Annotated in this window: 19 protein-coding genes; 7 read left to right on the top strand and 12 right to left on the bottom strand. The window is 72.0% G+C overall.

Annotation, left to right across the window (positions count from 1 at the left end; translation table 11 throughout):
* The first annotated feature begins 121 nt into the window (after nucleotides 1-121).
* The gene (locus Acy02nite_RS34615) at nucleotides 122-370 is read left to right on the top strand and encodes a hypothetical protein (protein WP_203750859.1); all 249 of its coding nucleotides are present in this window, start codon (nucleotides 122-124) and stop codon (nucleotides 368-370) included.
* On the opposite strand, the gene Acy02nite_RS34610 is transcribed toward Acy02nite_RS34615, so the two are convergent.
* The gene (locus Acy02nite_RS34610; RefSeq protein WP_203750857.1) at nucleotides 367-1155 is read right to left on the bottom strand and encodes an SAM-dependent methyltransferase; all 789 of its coding nucleotides are present in this window, start codon (nucleotides 1153-1155) and stop codon (nucleotides 367-369) included. The two genes, Acy02nite_RS34615 and Acy02nite_RS34610, sit on opposite strands and share 4 nt — an antisense overlap.
* 85 nt (nucleotides 1156-1240) lie before the next feature.
* Between Acy02nite_RS34610 and Acy02nite_RS34605 the strand changes: the two genes are divergently transcribed.
* Complete coding sequence (locus Acy02nite_RS34605) at nucleotides 1241-2014, top strand: RNA ligase family protein (RefSeq protein WP_203750855.1); 774 nt, start codon at nucleotides 1241-1243, stop codon at nucleotides 2012-2014.
* Here the strand turns inward: Acy02nite_RS34605 and Acy02nite_RS34600 are convergent.
* Nucleotides 2011-2304: a hypothetical protein gene (locus Acy02nite_RS34600; protein WP_203750853.1), complete on the bottom strand. Its 294-nt coding sequence runs from the start codon at nucleotides 2302-2304 to the stop codon at nucleotides 2011-2013. The genes Acy02nite_RS34605 and Acy02nite_RS34600 overlap by 4 nt on opposite strands.
* Nucleotides 2305-2557: 253 nt before the next feature.
* Between Acy02nite_RS34600 and Acy02nite_RS34595 the strand changes: the two genes are divergently transcribed.
* Together Acy02nite_RS34595 and Acy02nite_RS34590 are read left to right on the top strand one after the other, a co-directional pair.
* On the top strand, nucleotides 2558-3286 hold the full coding sequence (locus tag Acy02nite_RS34595; protein WP_203750851.1) for a nucleotide sugar dehydrogenase: 729 nt from the start codon (nucleotides 2558-2560) through the stop codon (nucleotides 3284-3286).
* A gap of 210 nt (nucleotides 3287-3496) precedes the next feature.
* A complete protein-coding gene (locus Acy02nite_RS34590) occupies nucleotides 3497-4837 on the top strand; it encodes a glycoside hydrolase family 43 protein (protein ID WP_203750849.1) in 1341 nt (446 codons plus the stop codon).
* Nucleotides 4838-5206: 369 nt separating this feature from the next.
* Here Acy02nite_RS34590 and Acy02nite_RS34585 read toward each other — a convergent pair whose 3' ends face one another.
* From Acy02nite_RS34585 to Acy02nite_RS34575, 3 genes are all read right to left on the bottom strand, one after another.
* On the bottom strand, nucleotides 5207-7984 hold the full coding sequence (locus tag Acy02nite_RS34585) for an AAA family ATPase (RefSeq protein WP_203750839.1): 2778 nt from the start codon (nucleotides 7982-7984) through the stop codon (nucleotides 5207-5209).
* 64 nt (nucleotides 7985-8048) lie between these two features.
* Nucleotides 8049-8504, bottom strand: a complete 456-nt coding sequence (locus Acy02nite_RS34580) for a DUF6174 domain-containing protein (protein ID WP_203750831.1) — start codon at nucleotides 8502-8504, stop codon at nucleotides 8049-8051.
* 39 nt (nucleotides 8505-8543) lie between these two features.
* Entirely contained in the window at nucleotides 8544-9623 is a 1080-nt protein-coding gene (locus Acy02nite_RS34575; protein ID WP_203750829.1) for a hypothetical protein, read from the bottom strand.
* A gap of 82 nt (nucleotides 9624-9705) precedes the next feature.
* Between Acy02nite_RS34575 and Acy02nite_RS34570 the strand changes: the two genes are divergently transcribed.
* On the top strand, nucleotides 9706-12573 hold the full coding sequence (locus tag Acy02nite_RS34570) for a GH92 family glycosyl hydrolase (protein WP_203750827.1): 2868 nt from the start codon (nucleotides 9706-9708) through the stop codon (nucleotides 12571-12573).
* A 400-nt stretch (nucleotides 12574-12973) separates the two neighbouring features.
* Here the strand turns inward: Acy02nite_RS34570 and Acy02nite_RS34565 are convergent, their stop codons facing one another.
* Both Acy02nite_RS34565 and Acy02nite_RS34560 read right to left on the bottom strand, forming a co-directional pair.
* Entirely contained in the window at nucleotides 12974-13528 is a 555-nt protein-coding gene (locus tag Acy02nite_RS34565; RefSeq protein WP_203750815.1) for a hypothetical protein, read from the bottom strand.
* A gap of 234 nt (nucleotides 13529-13762) precedes the next feature.
* Nucleotides 13763-14524, bottom strand: a complete 762-nt coding sequence (locus Acy02nite_RS34560; protein ID WP_203750812.1) for an IclR family transcriptional regulator — start codon at nucleotides 14522-14524, stop codon at nucleotides 13763-13765.
* A gap of 165 nt (nucleotides 14525-14689) precedes the next feature.
* Here Acy02nite_RS34560 and Acy02nite_RS34555 point away from each other — a divergent pair, with 165 nt between their 5' ends.
* Together Acy02nite_RS34555 and Acy02nite_RS34550 are read left to right on the top strand one after the other, a co-directional pair.
* Entirely contained in the window at nucleotides 14690-16405 is a 1716-nt protein-coding gene (locus tag Acy02nite_RS34555; protein WP_203750809.1) for a glycerol-3-phosphate dehydrogenase/oxidase, read from the top strand.
* A gap of 58 nt (nucleotides 16406-16463) precedes the next feature.
* On the top strand, nucleotides 16464-17240 hold the full coding sequence (locus Acy02nite_RS34550; RefSeq protein ID WP_203750806.1) for an NYN domain-containing protein: 777 nt from the start codon (nucleotides 16464-16466) through the stop codon (nucleotides 17238-17240).
* Nucleotides 17241-17242: 2 nt separating this feature from the next.
* Here Acy02nite_RS34550 and Acy02nite_RS34545 read toward each other — a convergent pair whose 3' ends face one another.
* The 5 genes from Acy02nite_RS34545 to Acy02nite_RS34525 form a co-directional block, all read right to left on the bottom strand.
* Complete coding sequence (locus tag Acy02nite_RS34545) at nucleotides 17243-17512, bottom strand: hypothetical protein (RefSeq protein WP_203750803.1); 270 nt, start codon at nucleotides 17510-17512, stop codon at nucleotides 17243-17245.
* Nucleotides 17512-18273 (bottom strand): NAD-dependent epimerase/dehydratase family protein, encoded by a 762-nt coding sequence (locus Acy02nite_RS34540; RefSeq protein ID WP_203750799.1) that lies wholly within the window; start codon nucleotides 18271-18273, stop codon nucleotides 17512-17514. The genes Acy02nite_RS34545 and Acy02nite_RS34540 overlap by 1 nt, the downstream gene beginning before the upstream one ends.
* Nucleotides 18274-18303: 30 nt before the next feature.
* On the bottom strand, nucleotides 18304-18714 hold the full coding sequence (locus tag Acy02nite_RS34535; RefSeq protein ID WP_203750796.1) for a hypothetical protein: 411 nt from the start codon (nucleotides 18712-18714) through the stop codon (nucleotides 18304-18306).
* Nucleotides 18715-18739: 25 nt separating this feature from the next.
* Entirely contained in the window at nucleotides 18740-19330 is a 591-nt protein-coding gene (locus Acy02nite_RS34530) for a PilZ domain-containing protein (protein WP_203750793.1), read from the bottom strand.
* Nucleotides 19331-19472: 142 nt separating this feature from the next.
* Nucleotides 19473-20258 carry a polysaccharide lyase family 7 protein gene (locus Acy02nite_RS34525; RefSeq protein WP_203750790.1) on the bottom strand — a complete coding sequence of 262 codons (786 nt, stop codon included), beginning with the start codon at nucleotides 20256-20258 and terminating at the stop codon, nucleotides 19473-19475.
* Between the last annotated feature and the right edge of the window lie 170 nt (nucleotides 20259-20428).

The following is a 20428-nucleotide window of genomic DNA, read 5'->3' as shown; positions in this document are numbered from 1 at the left end:
CCGCCGCAGCCAGCGTGACCCTGGACGAACCTCGCGCGAGACCCGGCCCACCTCAGCCCGCGCCGCGACGCACGCCCGACCGGCTGGCGCTCACGGTCGTTATGAGGCACGAATAACGACCGTGAGGACCAGCCGGGACGCCGCACCGCGGCAGCCACCCCGGCCCGGGCTGACCTCGCGCGAGACCGGCCTGCACCAGCCGGTGCCGCCGACCCAGCGGGCGTTGCGGGCGGGCGTTGCGGGCGCGGGCGGGCGTTGCGGGCGCGGGCGGGCGTTGCGGGCGGGCGGGGGTTGCGGGCGCGGGCGGGGGTTGCGGGCGCACGGGGCGGTGCTCACGGCGTACGGGAAGCTGGGTCTGATCTTGATCTAGGGTTTGCGGGCGACGCCGCCGTAGAGTGCCACCTGCGCGTCGGTGAACGGGACGTCCTGCTCCGGGTGCCAGCGCAGGATCGGCACGACGCCGGGCTCGACCAGGTCCAGGCCGTCGAAGAACGCTGTCACCTCGGCGTGGCTGCGCACCCGGGTCGGAATGCCCTGGGCGCGCATGAGCTGGGCGAACCGTGCCCACGACTCCGGGTCGTGATCGGCGGTGATGTGGGAGAGGACCAGGTAGCTGCCGGACGGGACGGCGGCCATGATCCGGCGCACGATCGCATACGGGTCGTCGGAGTCCTCGATGAAGTGCAGGACCGCGAAGAGCAGCACCCCGACCGGCTGGTCCAGGTCGAGCGTCTCCCGCAGCGCGGGCGCGGCCAGGATCTCGTCGACCCGGCGCAGGTCCCCGTCGACATACTCCGTCCGGCCCTGCGGCGCACTGGTCAGCAACGCGCGGGCGTGGGCGAGCACCAGCTGGTCGTTGTCGACGTAGACGATCCGCGACGACGGGTCGGCGCCCTGCGCGACCTCGTGCACGTTCGGCGAGGTGGGCAGACCGGTGCCGATGTCCAGGAACTGGCGGATCCCCCGGCCGGCGAGGAACCGCACGGTCCGCTGGAGGAACGCGCGGTTCTGCCGGGGCGCGGTGGCCGCGTTCGGGTTCACCTCGAGGCCCTGCGCGGCGGCCGCCCGGTCGGCGGCGAAGTTGTCCTTGCCACCCAGCAACACGTCGTAGACGCGGGCCGGATGCGGTCGTCCGGTGTCCAGCGGCTCGGTCACGGTCCCCTCCGGACAGTTAGGCTGCCTCGGAGGATAGAGCTAAATGCGTCGCGATGGGTTGCCCGAACGTGCGATAGATGAGCGCATGGCCGACTTCGACATGCGGACCGCCGATCTGAAAGCGCTCAACTCGCTGACCAAGTATCCGTCGATCCCGACGTATCACGAGCTGGATCCCCGCAACGGCGGCCTGACCGAAACCGTCACCCCGTTCACCGGCCCGGTGATCGGCACCGAGAAGGTCGACGGCACGAACTCGCGGATCATCGCGCTGCCGGACGGGAACTATCTGCTCGGCTCGCGCGAGGAGTTGCTCTACGCCCGGGGTGACCTGATCGGCAACCCGTCGCAGGGCATCGTGGCGAGCCTGCGCGAGGTCGCCGACGCCCTGCCGGATCAGGAGCTGCCGGTGGACACGCTGCGGGTCTACTACCTGGAGCTGTACGGCGGCAAGATCGGCGCCCACGCGAAGCAGTACAGCACGCGCGGCGCGGTCGGCTGGCGCCTGTTCGACGTGGCCGAGATCGGCGACCTCACCGAGCGGCTGACCTGGCCGGCCCAGCAGATCGCGGCGTGGCGCGACGGTGGCGGCCAGACGTTCCTGACCGAGGACGAGCTGCGGGCGGTGACCGCTTTCGACCTCACGCCGAGACTGTTCACCATCGACGGCCGGGAACTGCCGGCCGACGTGGCCGGGATGCACGCCTTCCTCGGCGAACGGCTGCCGGGGACCCTGGTCGCGCTCGACGACAGCGGTCAGGGGCGGCCCGAGGGCATCGTGTTGCGCACCCCGGACCGTTCGGTGATCGCGAAGGCGCGCTTCCAGGACTACGAACGCACCCTCAAGCGCCGGCGCTAGCTCTTGCCGTCGGCTTGCCGCTGGCGGCGGAGGCGGCGCTCGTGCAGCCGCCGCCAGCGTTCGTAGATGTCGGCGGCGGCGGCCGGAGGCTCGGCGGCGCGGCCGGCGTTCCACTGGCGTGGCAGGAAGGCCTCGGCGCCGGCCCAGAGCAGCTCGCTCATCGGCACGGTGCCGCCGTGCAGCTTCATCAGCTCGGCGGCGACGGCGGCCGCGTGGTCGCTGCGCCGCCACTTCTCGACCATCGACTGACCGTGCAACAGCGCGTCGTAGTCCTGTGGATCCAGTTCCATCCCGGCCCCCTCACCGTGTGTAACCATTTGCCGACTGGCGTGTTGCCGGAGGGCGTGGTGCGCAAGACGTCCGAGATCAACAGGCCTAGGCGCTATACCCTGCTGCGATGGACGATTCCTGTCAAGGTCGCAGGTCACCTCACGGCATCCTGATGCCAAACAGTCATCCGTACGGTCAGTGACATCTTGGGCTCAAGGGTCTGACCGGATGCTGACAACGGAATCGCCCGGACGGTGCGGAAACGACCATTCGGTGGACCACCGGAGAGCGATTACCGAGCGACCTGAATCGACCTATGGTTCTTTCTGGACCGATCAAGTTCAGCGACGGCAAGGAGTCACCGTCATCGCCACCACACCCGAGCCCGCCACGCACGGCTGTCGCGTCGCCGTCGTCGGGCAGGACGCCGCCGGGCTGTCCCTCGCCCGGACCGCGATCATCGCCGGGCACACCGTCGCCGGCTTCGACACCGATCCGGAACTGATAGCCCGGCTGCGTGCGGGACGCTCGTCGCTCGGGCACGAGCTGGTGGCGATGCACGAGACGGGGCGCTACCACGCGACGGACGATCCTGCCTGGCTCGCCGGGTGCACCGTCTACCTGGTGACCGCGCCGGTGCCGCTGCGGCGGGGCCGGCCGGATCTCGGGCCGGTGCTGGCCGCCGCGGACACGATCGCGGGGCATCTGCGGGACGCCGATCTGGTCGTGCTGGAGTCGTGGGTTCCCCCGGGGACTACGCGCGGGGTGTTCCACGACGCGCTGGCCGCCCGGAGCAGCGCCCGATACCTGCTGGGGTTCGCGCCGCGGCGGGAGCCGTACCGCAACGAGCGGGCGAAACTGGTCGGCGGGATCGACCGGCGGTCCACGCTGGCAGTGTCGGCGTTCTACCGCACGATGCACGACGTGGTGGTGGCCTGCGCGAACGCGGAGGAGGCGGAGGCCGCGAATCTGGCCGCGGCGGCGGACCGGCGTTCCGCCTGAGTCGTTCCGGCACTCCCGCCGTGCCCGGCAGGTCCGAAGCGACCTGCCGGGCATTCTTGACAGCGCCGCAATCTGAGCGCAATCATTCAGAAAATTCGAATCGAAGGCGGCCACACCCCGGGCTCGCCTGCGCCGATCCATCCTGATCTCGGTACGACATCCCCCGTACGCGCAGAATTGTTAGCGCTAACAAGTCGTGAAGGAGACGGTATGAGACGTCGGACCCTCCTGGCCGGCGCGGCAGCCTCCCTGTTCGTGCCGTCCGCTGCCCAGGCCGCCACCTACTCCGGTTACGCGATGGTGTACTTCACCGAGTCCCCGTCGATGACCGCCGCCAACTACGGCCTGCACCTGGCCGTCAGCTCGGACGGCCTGAACTGGACCCCGCTCAACCAGAACAGGCCGGTCGCCACCCCCACCGCCGGCAGCCTCGGCCTGCGCGACCCGTTCCTGCTGCGCAAACAGGACGGCACCTTCGTCGTGCTGGCCACCGACCTGTACGGCACCGACTGGTCGTACCAGAGCCAGTACCTGCACGTCTGGGACTCCACCGACCTGCGGACGTTCACCGGTTACCGCCGGATCAAGGTGCACTCGCTGGCCACGCACGCCTGGGCGCCGGAGGCGTACTGGGACGCGTCGCGCGGGCAGTACGCCATCGTCTGCTCCGCCGTGAACAGCACCGGCCACAACGTCCTGATGATCAACTACACGAGCGACTTCGTGACGGCGTCGGCGAACGCGGTCTACTACGACCCCGGGTACGACGCGATCGACGGCACGTTCGTGACGGCCGGCGGCACGACGTACATGTACTACAAGAACAACACCAACAGCACCCTGCTCGGCACCCGCAACCTCAGCGTCTACACCAGCGCGATCAGTCCCGGACGCGGCGTCGAGGCACCACAGATCGTCAAGTCGAACACCTCCGACGTCTGGTACATGTGGGGCGACACGTGGAGCCCGAACGGCAGGTTCTTCTGCTGGCAGACCACCAACCTGGCCAGTGGCTCGTGGACGCTGCTCGGTGACCGTGCGTACACCCAGCCGCTGAACTCCAAGCATTGCGGCATCGCGCCGATCACCTCCGGCGAGCTCTCCGCCCTGACCGCCCGGTGGGGCACGCCGTCGTGGAACAGGATCAAGTCCTACAACTACCCGGACCGCTACCTCCGGCACGCCGACAACGTCGCCCGGATCGACACCTACCCCTTCGATCCCTACCAGGACCAGCAGTGGACCCTGGTGCCGGGCCTGGCCGACGCGTCCGGAGTGTCGTTCCGCTCGGTCAACTATCCCGACCGGTATCTGCGCCACAAGGATTACGCCCTGGTCCTCGCCGCGAACGACGGCAGCGGCACGTTCGGCGCCGACGCCACGTTCCACAAGACGGCCGGCTTCGCCGATGCGAGCTGGACGTCGTTCCGGTCCCACAACTACCCGGACCGGTACCTGCGGCACTACAGCAATGTCCTGCGCATCGACCCGATCACGAGCGGCTCGGCCACCACCGACAAGCAGGACGCGACCTTCCGCATCGGCTACTGACCCCCATCCCCATTGCTCGGCCCGGCGTTCCCCCACGCCGGGCCGAGCCCCAAACCCCTCTTCCCGTACGCCCGGAGGACGCCCTCGCTCCTCGACCGCCCCGCCGAGCCGGCACGCGACCTCGTCCCGGGTCAGGCCCGCTGCGCGCCGCTTCCCTCCCGGCTGGCTCTGAGGGTTGTTTCCGGGCCGGGAAACAACCGTGAGCGCCAGCCCGGGAGGGCGGCGGCGCGCAGCGGGCCCGGGGCGGCCACGGCGTCGCGGGCGGCGCAGGGGCAGGACGGCGGCAGCGGCGCGGCGCGGTCAGGGCAAAAGCGGGCGGCAGCGGCGCGGTGCGGTCATGGGCAGGGCGGGCGGCAGAGGCGGGTGCGGTCAGGGGACGCGGCCCACGGCGGCGGGAAGGTCGCGGCGGGACGTGACGCCGAGCTTGGTGAAGACCTTGCGGAGGTGCCACTCGACCGTCCGGGGGCTGAGGAACAGGACGGCGGCGATCTCCGGGTTGGTACGGCCGGCCGCGGCCAGTCGTGCGATCTGCGACTCCTGCGCGGTCAGCTCCGCGGGGGTGCCCGCCGATCGTTTGCGCACCGTCTCGCCCATCGCGGTGAGCTCCCGCCCGGCCCGCTCGGCGAAACCCTCGGCGCCCATGGTGCTGAACGCCTCGTACGCGGGCCGCAGTTGATCGCGTGCCTCGGCGCGCCGGTTCGCCCGGCGCAGCCACTCGCCGTAGAGCAACCGCGCCCGGGCCAGCGACAGTGTGAGCCGACCGGCGCCGAATGCCTCGACCGCTGCCCGGTAGTCGTCCTCGGCGTCGCCGACCAGCGCGTCCGCCATAGCCCGCACGCCGCGGGCCCAGGGGGTGCCGACGGCGGCGGCCCGGGCGACGAGCCGGTCCCGGGCCTGCGCGGCCTCCTCGGTCGCGCCGGACCGGGCGGCCGCCTCGACGAGCTCACCGAGCGACCACTGCAGGATCGCGAGGTCCTCGTACGCGGCCGCCTCCCGGGCCGCGGCCAGGGCAGCCGCGTAGTCGCCGTGGCCGTTGTGCAGGACGGCCCGGCTGTAACCGGCGACGCCGAGCAGCCAGCCGGCCCCGCCGGCCCGCGCTTCCCGGGACAACTCGTCGATCATCGCGAGAGCCTCCCCGATCTTCCCGCGGTAGGCGGCGAGGATGCTGCCGCTGGCCGGGTGCGGGGCGGCCCCGGTCGCCCGGGCCAGGGCTGCGGCCTCGTCGATCAGGTCGGACGCGTCGGCGAACCGGCCGGCGTGGATCAGCGCGGTGGACCGGAACGTCAGGGCGCCCGGCAACCTCGACAGCGCCCCGGCCGCGCGGGCGGAGGTGACCGCCTGCTCGGTGCGTTCGAGGAACGCCTCGTCGTCGAACACCTCGTGGACCAGCATCCCGGTGAGCCAGAGCAGGTCGAGCTCGGCGTCGGCGGGGACGGCCGCGAGGGCCCGCCGGAACGCCGGCACCGCGGCCGTGTGCCCCTCGCGGGCCCAGGTGACGAGGGAGGCGAGCAACAGCCCGGCCGGCTCCACATCACCGGCGAGCGATCCGGCGGCGACCGAGCCGGGAGCGGGCGAGCCGGCAGCGAGCGTTCCGGCAGCGAGGGATACGCCGGCGAGGGATCCGGCGGCCGCGTCGACGGCGAGCCGGAGATCGTCCGCGCCGAACCGGCCGGCGTTGATCGCCGCGCCGACCGCCGACAGGTACGTCTCGCGGGCCGCCGCCGGGTCCAGGCTCTCCAGCCGGCCGGCGGCCTCGATCAGGGGCGGAACCACTTCCCGCCCGGTGTTGAGCACGAACGCGATCTGTGCGCGCAGCCGCTCGACCGTTGCCCGCGCGAGCGCGTCGAGCGGCCCCTGCTCCGCGGCGGCGAGCAGGTCCGGGACGGCCGCGGCGCCGCCGGACGCCAGCCGGGCCCGGGCGGCGGCGAGCATCCGGGTGGCGCGGCGACCGGGTTCCGGGGTCAGCTCGGCGGCCCGTTCGAGGAAGGCGGCCGCGGCGGCCCGGCCGCCCCGGGACAACGCGCGCCCGGCGGAGCTCTCCAGCTCCCCGGCGACCTCTTCGTCCGGCCCCGCTGCGGCGTGCCCGCGGTGCCAGGCGCGCCTGTCCGGGTCCTCGCCGGCGTCGGTGGCCTCGGCCAGCGCCCGGTGCACCGCGCGCAGTTGCGCCGGGTCGGCGCCGTGCCAGGCGGCGGAGCGGGCGAGCGGGTGCCGGAAGCGGACCCGGGCGCCGATCTCGACCAGGCCGGCGGCCTCGGCGGGACCGGCCGCCTCGGCGCCGACGCCGAGCAGCTCGGCCGCGCGCCAGAGCAGCGGCACGTTCCCGACCGGTTCGACGGCGGCGGCGAGCAGCAGCGTGCGGGTCTGCGGGGGCAGGGCGGCGATCCGGCGGCCGAAGGCCTGCTCGAGGTGGCCGGCGACGCTGTCCGCGGCCGGGATGCCGAACCCGAAGGCCGGGTCCGTCCCGCGGGGCAACTCCAGCAGGGCCAGGGGGTTGCCGCGGGTCTCGGCGACGATCCGGTCCCGGACCCGGGCGTCGGCCAGGCCGGGCAGCACGGTGTCGAGCAGCGCGCGGGCGTCCGCTTCCGGCAGGCCCTCGACGCGCAGCTCGGGCAGCCCGGTGAGCAGGGTCTCGTCGGCCGGGGTGCGCGCCGCGAAGACCAGCGCGACCGACTCGGCGTCGAGCCGCCGGGCCACGAACGTGAGGATGACCTCGGACATCCGGTCGAGCCACTGCGCGTCGTCGACGACCACGACCAGCGGCTGGTCCACCGCTGCCTCGGCGAGCAGGCCGAGCACGGCCAGGCCGATGAGCAGCGCTTCCGGTGGGCGGCCGGCGCTCAGGCCGAGCGCGGTGGAGAGCGCGGCCCGCTGCGGCTCGGGCAGCCTGTCCAGGTACGGCAGGAGCGGGGCGACGAGCTGCTGCACCGCGGAGTAGGCCAGCTCGGTCTCCGGCTCGACGCCGGCCGCGCGGACCACCCGGGTCGCCGGCGCCTGGTCGACCAGGTAGTCGAGGAGGGCCGACTTGCCGGTGCCGGCCTCGCCGCGCAGCACCAGGACCCGGCTGCGGCCCGAGCGGACGTCCCGGATCAGGCGTTCGAGCTGGTCACGTTCGCGGGAGCGGCCTCGGAGCCCGATGGAGGTGAGCACGCTGGGAGCGTACGTCTCCCGCCCGGGCGCCCGCCGATCACCACCACGTCTCCGAGCCCGATGCTCACCCCGGCGACCGCTGCCCGGGCACCGGGGTGATCCCCGAGAAGACGTAGCACTGCTCGTCGTCGCTGGTGTTCCGATCCGGGTCGATCGACAGGCGCGCGGGCAGCCCGGCGGCGTCCGTCCCGAACTCGACGTCGGCCTCCGCACCGGCGCCGAGAGCGCTGTCGAGCAGCGCCGTGACGGTCGGGTAGTCCACCGCGGCGGACACGTCGACCGGGGTCACGGACGTCACCCGCCCCTGCACGACGACGATCTCGTGGGTGCCGCGCAGGGACTGCCGGGCGCAGCCGGAGGTCAGCACGTAGGAGTAGTCCGACGGCAGTTTCGCCCCGGCCGCGCGGATGGCGTCGGCGGACTTCCCCGCCGTACCGGAGGAACCGCCGCCACAAGCGGAGAGCGCGAGGGCGGGGATCACGGTGAGCAGCGCGGCCCGGCGCCCGCGGAGATCGATCATGCACGGTCCGACGCACGGCGAGCGGCAGTGGTTCCGCCGTCAGCGCAGGTACTGCACGACTCCCGGGTCGAGCGGGATGGTGACCCGGCCGGATCGGTCCCAGCGTTCCAGGGTCCACCAGTTGCGCTGCTGGCGGATGGTGACCTGGACGTTCGGCGACTCGCCGTGCCAGGCCGAGCCGCCGGCGCCCACGCCGTACTTCGCGCGGGCGAACATGCCGACCTTGGTCAGGGCCGCGCAGGCGCGGCAGCGGCCGTCCTCAGTGACGACGCAGTCGCCGCAGGTCGCGCCCTGGCAGAGCCGGCACGGGCGGACCGTCTCGGGGCAGGCCGGGCACGTCGGCAGCAGGCAGTGCGCGCACCAGGCGAGCGTGCCGGCCAGGTGATGGTTGCGGCAGGCCTGCAGGCTGGTCACGGCCGTGCCGGTGGACTCGTCGACGACGTACCCCTGGGACTTGCCGGGGGCCACGTCGTAGACGAGTGGGAGCTGGAAGCCGTCCGGGAGCTGCCAGGTCTCGGCGACCCGCAGGCCGACCGCGATCCGGGTGACGTCGACCGGCTTGCGGCGCAATCGCCGGAGCAGCGCCTCGGTCAACTCCTCGGGAAGGTCGAGCGGCGCGGCCGGGGCCTGCGCGGCCGGGGCGCCGATCGCGAAGCGGGCCTCGGCGGGCTCCATCTCCTCGCCCGGCGGGTGCTCGACGATCCGCGGGACGACGAGCTGCTGGACGCGCTGGGCGCCCTGCACCTGGACGCCGGTGAAGTCCTCCTGGCGGGTCACGGCGGTGACGTCGGCGAGGCGGCCCGGGGCGAGCAGGGTGGCGCCGACCATGCCGCGGTTCATGTCGCCCGGTGACTTGCCGAGACCGTGCCAGGCGGGGCGGCCGCCGTCGTGCCGGACGCCGAGCTGCGCGTGCCGGCCGATCCGGGCGAGGGCCGCTTCCCAGGGGCCGAGCCGGGCGTACGCGACGATCTCGGGTTCCGGCTGCCAGTCCTCGGCGGCCCAGGTGGCACGGCCGGCCGGGTCCTCCCAGGCGGCGACGGTGTCCCCCGAAGCAGTGTCCCTCGAGACGATGCCGCCGTCGTCGATGCCGGTGTCGTCGTCGAGTGTCAGCCGGCTCACGCCGAGTGATCTTACCCGGGCGATGCTTGCCCGACGATTCTCCGACATGCGCCGGTCCTCTGCGGACACCAGGATCATCGAAATGATCAGCTTTCCCCGAAGAGCGCTGCTGGCCGCGGCGCTCGGGCCGGTACTGTCGCTGACGACGCTCGCCGTGCCCGCGGCAGCCTCGGAGCTCTCGCCGTCCGACGCGGTGAACCAGTTCATCGGCACCGAGATGGACACGACGCAGAACAAGAGCAACGACGCGTACGGCAACACGTTCCCCGGCGCGGCCGTCCCGTTCGGCATGGTGCAGCCGAGCCCGACGACGTACCAGGCCGGTAACGCGCTGGTCGGCGAGAAGGGCGGCTACGAGTACACCGCGAGCCTGATCCGCGGGTTCGGGCTGACGCGGTACTCCGGCACCGGCTGCACGGGACGTTACGGCGGGTACGAGTTCCCGGCCATCCCGTACGCCGGGGATGTCCTGCCGGTGAATCCGTCCACCGACATCAAGAGCTACTACCTGGGGTTCAGCCACGACCACGAGGTCTCGAAACCCGGCTACTACAAGGTCGCGCTGGACAACGGGGTGACCGCCGAGCTGACCGCGACCACACGCACGGCCGTCAGCCGGTACGCCTTCACCGGCAAGGCCACGCTGCTGCTGGACGTGTCGGGGCAGAACAACCGGTCGTTCGGCAGCGAGATCACGATCGACCCGGCGACGCGGACGGTCTCCGGCTGGATGTACGGCGCCGACGTGTGCGACGTCGGCAACACGTACAAGGCGTACTTCTCGACGACGTACGACAAGCCGTTCGCCTCCTACGGCACCTGGAACGACGCGGACCTGACCACGGGCAGTACCCACGCGGTCAAGGCCGGCACGGACACGAGCGTCGACTACCGTCACGACACGGGCGGCTGGGTGACCTTCGCGCCCGGCTCCAAGGTGACCGCGAAGACCGGTTTCAGCTATGTGAGCGTGGCGAACGCGGCGCTCAACCGGGACAGGGAAACGGCGAAGGACGACTTCGACGACGTACGCCGGGATGCCGCGAAAGCGTGGAAGGAAGCGCTCGGCACGATCGACGCGCACGGAGGCGACGCCGCGCAGCGGACCTCGTTCTACACCGCGCTCTACCACGCCTACCTTCAGCCGAACGTGCGCGAGGACGTCAACGGGCAGTACGTCGGCTTCGACGGGCTGGCGCACACGGTGGACCGCGGGCACCACTTCTACCGCAACGTCAACTTCGCCGGCTCGGGCTGGGACATGTACCGCAGCCAGGCACAACTGCTCGCGCTGACGTTCCCGCAGGTGGCGAACGACATCCAGCGCTCGATCGTGGCGATGGTCCGGCAGACCGGCCGGTGGGCGCCCGGCGCGGCCCGCATGCAGGGCGACAACTACCAGGTCATCCTGGCCACCCTCGACGACCTCGGCGCCACCGACTACGACCGGGAGGCCGCGCTCGCGTCGATGATCGCGACCCAGAAGCTGCCGGCCACCACGACCACGCGCAGCGACGGCTACCAGTACTTCGCGACGGGGATGATCGAGAACCGCAAGGGCGACTTCGCGACCTCGCGGGTCCTGGAGTACGCGGTCGACGACTTCGCGATCGCGCAGCTCGCCGGTCGGCTCGGGGACTCGGCGAACGCTGACTTCTTCCAGGCCCGCGCGCAGAACTGGCGGAACGTCTTCGACCCGGTCACCCAGCAGATCCGGCCGCGCGAGCGGACCGGGTTCGACCGGTCGATGGACCTGCGGGTGCGCGAGGACGGCGCCGGGCGCGGCCAGTTCAACCAGTCGACCGGCTACCAGTACGGGTGGATGGTGCCGCAGAACCTCTCCACGCTGATCGCCCTGCGGGGCGGTGTCGAGGCGGCGACCACGCAGCTGGACACGCTGATGGAGCAGCTCGACGCGGGGGCGTACACGCAGACCGGCAACTACCTGTCGAACCAGGCCGCGTTCAACACCCCGTGGGTCTACAACTGGCTCTCCTCACCGGCCCGCACGTCGGACACCCTGCACCGGGCCGTCTCGGAGATGTACGACACCACCCCGTCCGGCCTGCCGGGCAACGACGACCAGGGCTCGCTGAGCGCGTGGTACGTGTTCGCGCAGCTCGGCTTCTACCCGGCGATCTACGGCACCGGTGACCTCGTGATCAGCGGGCCGATGTTCACCAAGGTGAAGATCGACCCGATCGGTGGCGGGCACAGCATCAAGATCAAGACCAAGGGCACCGGCCGGTACGTCACGGGCCTGCGCGTCGACGGCAGGCGTCAGACCGCGACCTGGGTCGACGCGTCGTTCGTGCGGCACGGCGGGACGCTCGACTTCACCATGTCGGACACGCCGGGCACGTGGGGCACCGGTGCCGCCGACGTCCCGCCGTCCTACCCCGCCGGGGCCGACGCCCGCAACAACGCCGGCACCACCCCGGACGGGCAGGGCAACCTCGGCTCGATGGACCTCAGTGACTGGTCGCTGTCCCGCAACGCCCTGGCCCTCGCCGGCGCCACCCCCGGCGCCGCGCTGACCGTCGCCGGCACGACCTTCACCTGGCCGTCCGCCGCGCCCGGCACGCCGGACAACTGGATCCCGCACGGCCAGAAGATCACCGTCGGCAAGGCCGCTAGCAGCGTGTCCTTCCTCGGGCTGGCCACCAACGGGCCGGCCACCGGCACGGCAACCGTGCAGTACACGGACGGCACGTCCCAGCAGGTCGGCGTCACCCTCGGCGACTGGGCGGCGGCCGCGCCGGCCGGCAACACCGAGGCGCTCACGCTGCAGGGGCGCAACAACGCCAACGGGACGGCGGGCACCGGGACGTTCCGGGTCTTCGCCACGACCCCGGTGGCGCTCGACCCGGCCAGGACGGTGGCCGCGGTGATCCTGCCCGACCACACCGACAAGGGCATCATGCACGTCTTCGACGTGGCCGTCTCCTGACCCTCACGCGGTCCCGGCCGGCGGAAACGACTCCGGCGATCGCCCGCACCCTGGCGACTAGGGTGCGCGTGGGCGATCGCCGGAGTTCGTCGACCTCACCTGATCCGCGGCGCGACCGCCGGAGCGGTGGCCACGGGACCGGGAAGCGACTCACAAGAAAGCCGTGAGGTGTGGGAATACGCTTTCCCGGTCAACGTACGGCAACAATCCAGAAACGTCAATCAACGGGTGCGCGCGGACCGAACTGACGGGCTCCGGACCGGTCTGGAGGGTCGCGTCACACGAACTGGGCACCGGCCCGGTCCGGGCGGGTGCCGCACGGGCCGTGGTGACGGCTCCGGCTGGGTCTGGTGGTCGTGCCGCACGAGCCGGAACGACCACCGGGCCCAGCCGGTCGGGTTCAGCCGACCTTGCGTACCGCGATGACGCCCTTGATGATCCGGTAGGCGCCGTAGAGCATCGGGCCCCACGCGACGACGTAGACCGACGCGGCCGACGCCATCGTGGCGAGGGTGATGATCCCGCCGACGGCGAACCAGATCGCGCCGACCGTGATGTCCCGCTTGCCCCGAGCGGCGCTCTCGGCGAGGTCGATCTGCCGCTGGGCGCTGTCGTGCGAGGCGTCTCCGGAGACCCAGTTCTGGTAGGGCATCGCCGGCGGCGGGACCTGCGGCGCGCCCTGCGAGCCGGGCTGCCCCGGCCCGGCCGGCTGCCCGTACTGACCAGGCTGCCCGTGCGCCGGCTGCCCGTACTGTGTCTGCGCGCCGGGAGCGTACTGCGCGGGCGGCTGCTGCGGCGGTGCCGACTGGCGCGGCGCGGGCGGGGTGGCCTGCCCGGGCGGCGTGGCCTGCGCGGGCGGCTCATAGGCCGGCGGCTGATACGTGGGCGGCTGGTACGTCGCCGGCTCGTGCGACGGCGAGTAGTTCGGTCCGGCAGTCGGGTCGGGGTACGTCATGCTGCACCTTCTCTGTGTCGGAGACATGGCGACCGGCATTCACGCTCCTGGGTGCCCAACCGGTCACAGAGGAGTACCGCTCCGCCACTCCCCCGGTTCAACGGAAGAAGAGTATCGAAGCGGATCACTGCAGTGTGCCCCTGCCGGGCAACTCGCAGGACCGGGAACAGTCACAGGACGACGCGGATGCGGGTAGCACTGGTCCCTCATCAGTGGCCGGGACGTGGCGGCCGGTCACGGCCCGGCCAGGTCGCGGGTGATCGCCCGGGCGGCCGCGACCACGTGCTCGACCAGGGCGGGCCGGGCCTGGCGACGGGTGTCGCAGAGCCGCTCGACGGGACCGCTGATGCCGATCGCGCCGATCACCAGCCCGCCGTAGGAGCGCAGCGGCGCGGCTATCCCGGCCCGGTCGGCCTGCCACTCCTCGACCGACAGTGACCAGCCCTGGGCGCGGGTCTCGGCGAGCGCGCGGGCGAGGGCCGGCCGGGTCGTCACGGTTCTCCTGGTGTACGCGTCCAGCCCGCTCCCGGCGAGATCCTCCGCGGCCGCCGCCCGGTAGGCGAGCAACACCTTGCCCAGCGCCGTCGCGTGCGCCGGCACGACGCTGCCGGTGTCCATCGACTGCGCCGAGTCGTCGGGGCGGAACACGTGGTGGACGATCAGCACCCCGCCGTCGCCGAGCGCGCCGACGTGCACCTGTTCGCCGCTGCGGGAGGCGAGCGCGTCGGCCCAGTTCAGCGCGCCGGCCCGGAGCTGGTTGGCGTCCAGGCCGGTGGAGGCGAGGTCGAGCAGGCCGCGGCCCAGGCGGTAGCGGGCGGTGCGCGGGTCCTGCTCGGCGAACCCGATCGCGGTGAGCGTGCGCAGGATGCTCTGGGCGGTGGACTTGGGCAGGCCGAGGGCGTCGGCGATCTCCTTGACCCGCAGCCGGCCGGGACCGGCCGCGAGCAGCCGCAGGACGGCCGACGACCGTTCGATGGACTGGATCAGGCCGGGCATCGTGCGACATTGTCGCACGGTCACCGTTGCCGCGGCTCCGTTCGCTTCATAGCGTCGCGATCGGGACAGGGAGGACCGGCGCCGGCATCCGCCCCGATCGGACGGCAGCGACAGTGGCGAACGGCCGTCGACCGCACCCTCGACTGGGTTCAGGAAGGAATGGTCATGAACACCGGAGCGATCTCGGCACAGTCGCGGGAAGCCGCCCTGAAGGCGATGGCACGTGAAGAGCTCGACGTGCTGGTGGTGGGCGCCGGCGTGGTCGGCGCGGGCGCGGCCCTGGACGCGGCGACCCGCGGGCTGTCGGTGGGCCTGCTGGAGGCGCGCGACTTCGCGAGCGGCACGTCGAGCCGGTCCAGCAAGCTGATCCACGGTGGCCTGCGCTACCTGGAGATGCTCGACTTCGCGCTGGTCCGGGAGGCGCTCAAGGAGCGCGGCCTGCTGATCAACCGGCTCGCGCCGCACCTGGTCCGGCCGGTGCCGTTCCTCTACCCGTTGCAGCACCGCGCGTGGGAGCGTCTCTACGTCGGAGCCGGCATCGCGCTCTACGACATTCTGGCGCTGGCCGGCAACGGTGGAGCCGGTGTGCCGGCGCACAAGCACCTGAGCCGCACCGAGGCGCTGCGGGCGTTCCCGTCGCTGCGGCCGGAGTCGCTGGTCGGCGCGATCCGGTACTACGACGCGCAGGTGGACGACGCGCGGCACACGATGTTCCTGGTGCGGACCGCTGCCGCGTACGGCGTGCGGGTCGCCGCCCGTACCGAGGTGATCGGGTTCCTCCGGGACGGCCGGCGCGTGACCGGGGTCCGCGCCCGGGACGCCGAGACCGGGGCCGAGCTGGAGATCCGGGCGCGCACGGTGATCAACGCGACCGGCGTGTGGACCGGCGACAGCCAGGCGATGCTCGACGGCGAACCCGGGCAGTTCCGGATCACGGCCAGCAAGGGCATCCACCTCGTGGTGCCGCGCGAGAAGATCGCCGGGCACACCGGGATGATCCTGCGTACGGCGAAGAGCGTCCTGTTCGTCATCCCGTGGGACCGGCACTGGATCATCGGCACCACCGACACCGCGTGGGAGTTGGACAAGGCGCACCCGGCGGCGTCCCGGGCCGACGTCGACTACCTGCTCGACGAGGTCAACAAGGCTCTCGCCACCCCACTGACCCCCGACGACGTGCAGGGGGTGTACGCCGGGCTGCGGCCGCTGCTGTCGGCGCGGGCGGACAGCACGGCCAGGCTGTCGCGCGAGCACGCGGTCGGGACGCCCGTGCCGGGCCTGGTCGTGGTGGCGGGCGGCAAGTACACGACGTACCGGGTGATGGCCAGGGACGCGGTGGACGCCGCCGCCGGGCAGCTCGGCATGCGGGTGCCGCCGTCGTGCACCGAGCAGGTGCCGCTGCTGGGCGCGGAGGGATACCGCGCGGCGTGGAACCGGCGCAAGCAGCTGGCCCGCGCCCACCACCTCCCGGTGTCGCGCGTCGAGCACCTGCTGCGCCGGTACGGGACCCTCACGGACGAGGTGCTGGCGCTGATCGAGGCGGACCCGGCGCTCGGGGAGCCGCTCGGCGGGGCGGCCGGCTACCTCAGGGCCGAGGTCGTCTACGCGGCCGGTCACGAGGGCGCACGCCACCTGGAGGACGTGCTCACCCGCCGTACGCGCATCTCCTTCGAGACGGCGGACCGTGGCGTCGCCGCGGCCCGGACCACCGCGAGGTTGATCGCCACGGTCCTGGGCTGGGACGACGCGGAGACCGAGAAGGAGATCTCGCGGTACGAGGCACGCGTGGTCGCCGAGCTCGCCGCCCAGGAACAGCCGGACGACGAGACCGCCGACGCCATCCGCCGCGACGCGCCGGACGTGGCGCCCCTCGCGGTGTGATGCCGAGGGTGGCCGGCCCCGGTAAGGTCGGGGCCGTCCGCCCGTGGAGAAGGAAACGATGAGCATCAGCACCAGTGAGAGCGCCGCGCGACTGGCCGTGCTCGTCGACGCGGACAACGCGCAGCCGGCGATCGTCGAGGGGCTGCTCGCCGAGGTCGCGAAGTATGGGACGGCGCACGTCAAACGCGCCTACGGCGACTGGACCGGGACGAACCTGCGCGGCTGGAAGGAACACCTGCTGGCGTACAGCATCCAGCCGATCCAGCAGTTCGCGTACACGACCGGGAAGAACGCGACCGACGCGGCGATGGTGATCGACGCGATGGACCTGCTCTACTCCGGGCGCCTCGACGGTTTCTGCATCGTCTCCAGCGACAGCGACTTCACCCGGCTGGCGGCGCGCATCCGCGAGTCCGGCCTGATCGTGTACGGCTTCGGCGAGCGCAAGACCCCGAAACCGTTCGTGGCGGCGTGCGACAAGTTCATCTACACCGAGAACCTGACCGTTCCGCACAGCCCGTCCGAGCCGGCCGACGCCCCCACCGCGGCGCAGCGGTCGCCGCTCTCCGGCGCGCGACTCAAGTCGGACAGCGCGCTGGTCAACAAGCTGCGCAACGCGGTCGAGGCGGCCTCCGACGACGACGGCTGGGCGTCGCTGGCCGCGGTCGGGCACATCCTGCTCAAGCAGAGCCCCGACTTCGACGCGCGGAACTGGGGTTACACCAAGCTCAGCGAGCTGCTCACGGCCACCGGCCTGTTCGAGTCGGAGCGCCGCCCCACGGAGAAGGGCAAGACCGCGATCATCTACGTCCGCGACCGCCGCCGCCGCTCCTGACGCTATTCCAGGTCGAGCTGGAGGTGGCCCGGCAGGCGGTAGCCGTGCGCGTCCAGGCGGCAGGCCGCGCGGACCCGGCTGGTCTGGCCCGTCGGCAGGTAGACCAGGGAGCCCGGCGGGACGTCGGTATCCGGCGGGCAGAAGACGACCTTGCGGTTGACGACGCACGGGCCGATCGTGGTCGGCTGCGCGAAGCGGTTGCCGCGGCGGGCCGCGACCCGGACCGTCGTCGGCTCCGAGGTGTGCAACAGCGCGAACTCCAGCCAGGTCATCAGGCTCTCCCTCCCACGGTCTGCTGTGTCCTCTCGTCCGACTCCCGGACGGTCGCGGCCCAGCGCTCGGCGTCGTCGCGCGGGTGGTAGCCGATCGCCGCACCGCCCGCGGCCGACCACCACCGGCGGGTGTTCGCCGACACGCCCCAGACCAGGTGGAAGCCGGTCGCGGTCAGGGACGCCTCGACCAGGCGGGCGAGGTCGTCCGGCGAGAGCCAGACGGACAGGTCGCGCGACTCGACCGGCTCCGGTTTGCAGGCGCCGATCCGCAGGCAGATCACGTGAAGGCCGTACCGGTCGTGGCACAGCCGGCCGAGACTCTCGATCGCGGTCTTGCTCCAGCCGTAGTACGAGTCGGGCCACGGCATCGCGTCGTCGGCCAGGTCGTCGCACCGCGGATGACGGCCGGCCGCGTGGTTGCTGGAGGCGAGCACGACCCGGGGCACCCCGGCGCGTTGCGCGGCGGCCAGCACCCGCTCGGTGCCGCGGACGTTCACCTCGAGCAGGTCGTCGAAGGGCGCCTCGTCGGCGTACCCGCCCAGGTGCACGACCGCGTCCACGCCCTGGCAGGCCTTCTCGACCGCGTCGCCGTCGGTGACGTCCAGCGCGGCGATGCCCTCGGCCGGGTGCAGATCGGTCAGTCGCAGCTCGTGGTGGCCGAGCCGGTCGCGGAGCATGCCGCCGACCGCGCCCCCGGCACCGGTGATCAGCAGAACGGCCATGATGATCCAGTTTCCCAGCCGGGCGCGGCGGAAACTCATGCCCGCGCCGTTCTCACGGCACGGCCCGGCTCAGGCTTCGCCGTTCTCCCGATGCTGGCGCAGGCTGTCCAGCCGGGCCTGGGCCCGCTCGACGGCGGCCCGCGACCGGTCCAGGAACGCGTTGCTGCGGTCCAGCCGGGCCACCTCGCGGGCGAACGCGTCCTCCATGCCGCCGATCGGATCCTCCGGCACCCGGCCGGCCGACTCCCGACGGTTCAGGTCACGCTCGCGGGAGGTCTGCGCGTGCTCGCGCTCGTTGGCCCGCACCTCACGCGCGTCGGCGGCGATGACCTGCTCGTCCAGCAGATGCTCACGGATCAGCACCAGGCGTTCCCGTTCCGCGACGGTCTCCTCGCGCTGATGGAGAGCGGCCTCCCGGCGGTCCAGCTGCTGCCGGAGGTCATCCAGCCGCCGGTGTTCGGCAGAGTCGTCGGGAACCACACCATGATGATAGGAAGCCGACGTGTCACCGTGACAACACGAAGTCGGAAAGCGCCTTCGCGTCGCCCGCGTCGATCCACTCGAACGTGCCGCGCAGTTGGTCGGAGCGCTGGTCGACGGTCGTGACGGCAGCGGTCATCTCGCCCCACGGCATGGTCACGTGGAGCAGCGTGCGCAGGATCGCGCTGGGCAGGTGCGGCCGGTCGTCGTCCGCGGTGGCCTGCAGCAGCAGCCCGCTGGTGGAGACGTCCTGCACGTGCCCGGCGATCGCGACCAGGCGCTGTTCCGCACCGGTGTCGACCTGCGCGGTGCCCTTCGCCGGGTAGACGCCGGGGCGCCGGGGCGAGTTGCGCCGCTGGACGATCCCGGTCGGGCTGTCGCCGAGCACCGTCATCAGGCCGCCGCGCAGCTCCGCCTCGACCCAGGCGACGCCGGCGCTGCTGGTGAGCTCCAGGATGCCGTACCGCCGGACGCCCGGCTCGTCGAGACTGAGCACCGGCAGGGGTGGCAGGTCCGCGATGAACGGCGCTTTCACGTCGGCGAGGCACACCAGCGGGATCGCCTCGATCCCCTGGCAGCGCAGCGTGAGCGTGCTTCCGGCGGCAACGGTGATCATCGTCTCCTCCTACTCCCTCCTGACGTTCTCACGCACCGGGCTCCGGCTCAGCCGGTTGCCCAGGTTCGGCGCAAGATCGAGCAGGACGGGAGCGGGTGGGCCCGCGCCGGCAGGTCTCCCTGACCGAGCGGGCCCACGATCGTCAGGAGTGCTTGACGGTCAGGCTGTAGAACTTGACCTTCGCGCCGTTGCTGGTGCTGTCCGACGAGGACTGGTTGTACGAGCCGGCCTTGAAGTACTGCTTGTACGGGTTGAACGACGACGGGATCGCGTAACTGGTCCGCGTCCCGTTGATCGTCAGGTTGATCGTGTTGCCGGTGACGTTGATGACGTAGGTCCACTTCACACCCAGCGCCACGTTCCCGACCTTGTGCAGGGTCTGCCCGCCGGCCGGCGAGTTCTCCGTGCCGAGGTAGATGTCGCCGTTCGGCCGGTAGTAGAGCTCCAACAGCGGCTTGGTCGACGACCCGCCGGAACCCAGGTGCACCTGACCAACGGCGACGTTCTTGGTCACCGACGGGATGCGCAGCTGCGCGCTGAGCGTGTGGTTGCCGGCGAGCGACCAGTCCGCGGCGCTGCCGTTGGCATTCATCTCGCGCAGCTCGGAGCGGGCATAGTTGCTGTTCGGCGTGGTGACGCCCTTCTCCGGCGCCCAGAACGTCATCGAGCCGTCGTTCTTGTCGGTCCAGAAGTAGGTCGGGTTGCTGTACCCGTTCGCGCCCTTGAGCTGCGCGGGCTGGATGGTGTCCGGCTTGCCCGGCGACCCGGTCGGCAGCTGCAGCTGCCACACCGACAGGTCGAAGTTGCCGCCCGGCGGCAGCGCCGGGTCGAGCGTGGCCGCGGCCGACGCGTTGGTGATGCCGGCGATGCCGAGCCCGCCGACGACGACGGCGCTGAGGGCGATCGTGAGCAGGGTGCGCTTACGCATGGAAGACCTCGACAGGGGTGAGGGATGGCCTTGCCCATGGGGGAATTGGCAAGTTGGTTGCCAATACATCAGGCGTCCGGCCGCCGGGTCAATCGATCGGCCACGGTCAAACCCTTAAACAACCTTAAATCCGGCTGGTACGGAATCAACGGCGCCCCCAACCGCAGGTC

This window comes from Actinoplanes cyaneus (assembly GCF_016862095.1).
In the GTDB taxonomy this organism is placed as follows: domain Bacteria; phylum Actinomycetota; class Actinomycetes; order Mycobacteriales; family Micromonosporaceae; genus Actinoplanes; species Actinoplanes cyaneus.
This window is presented reverse-complemented; position numbering and strand designations above follow the sequence as displayed.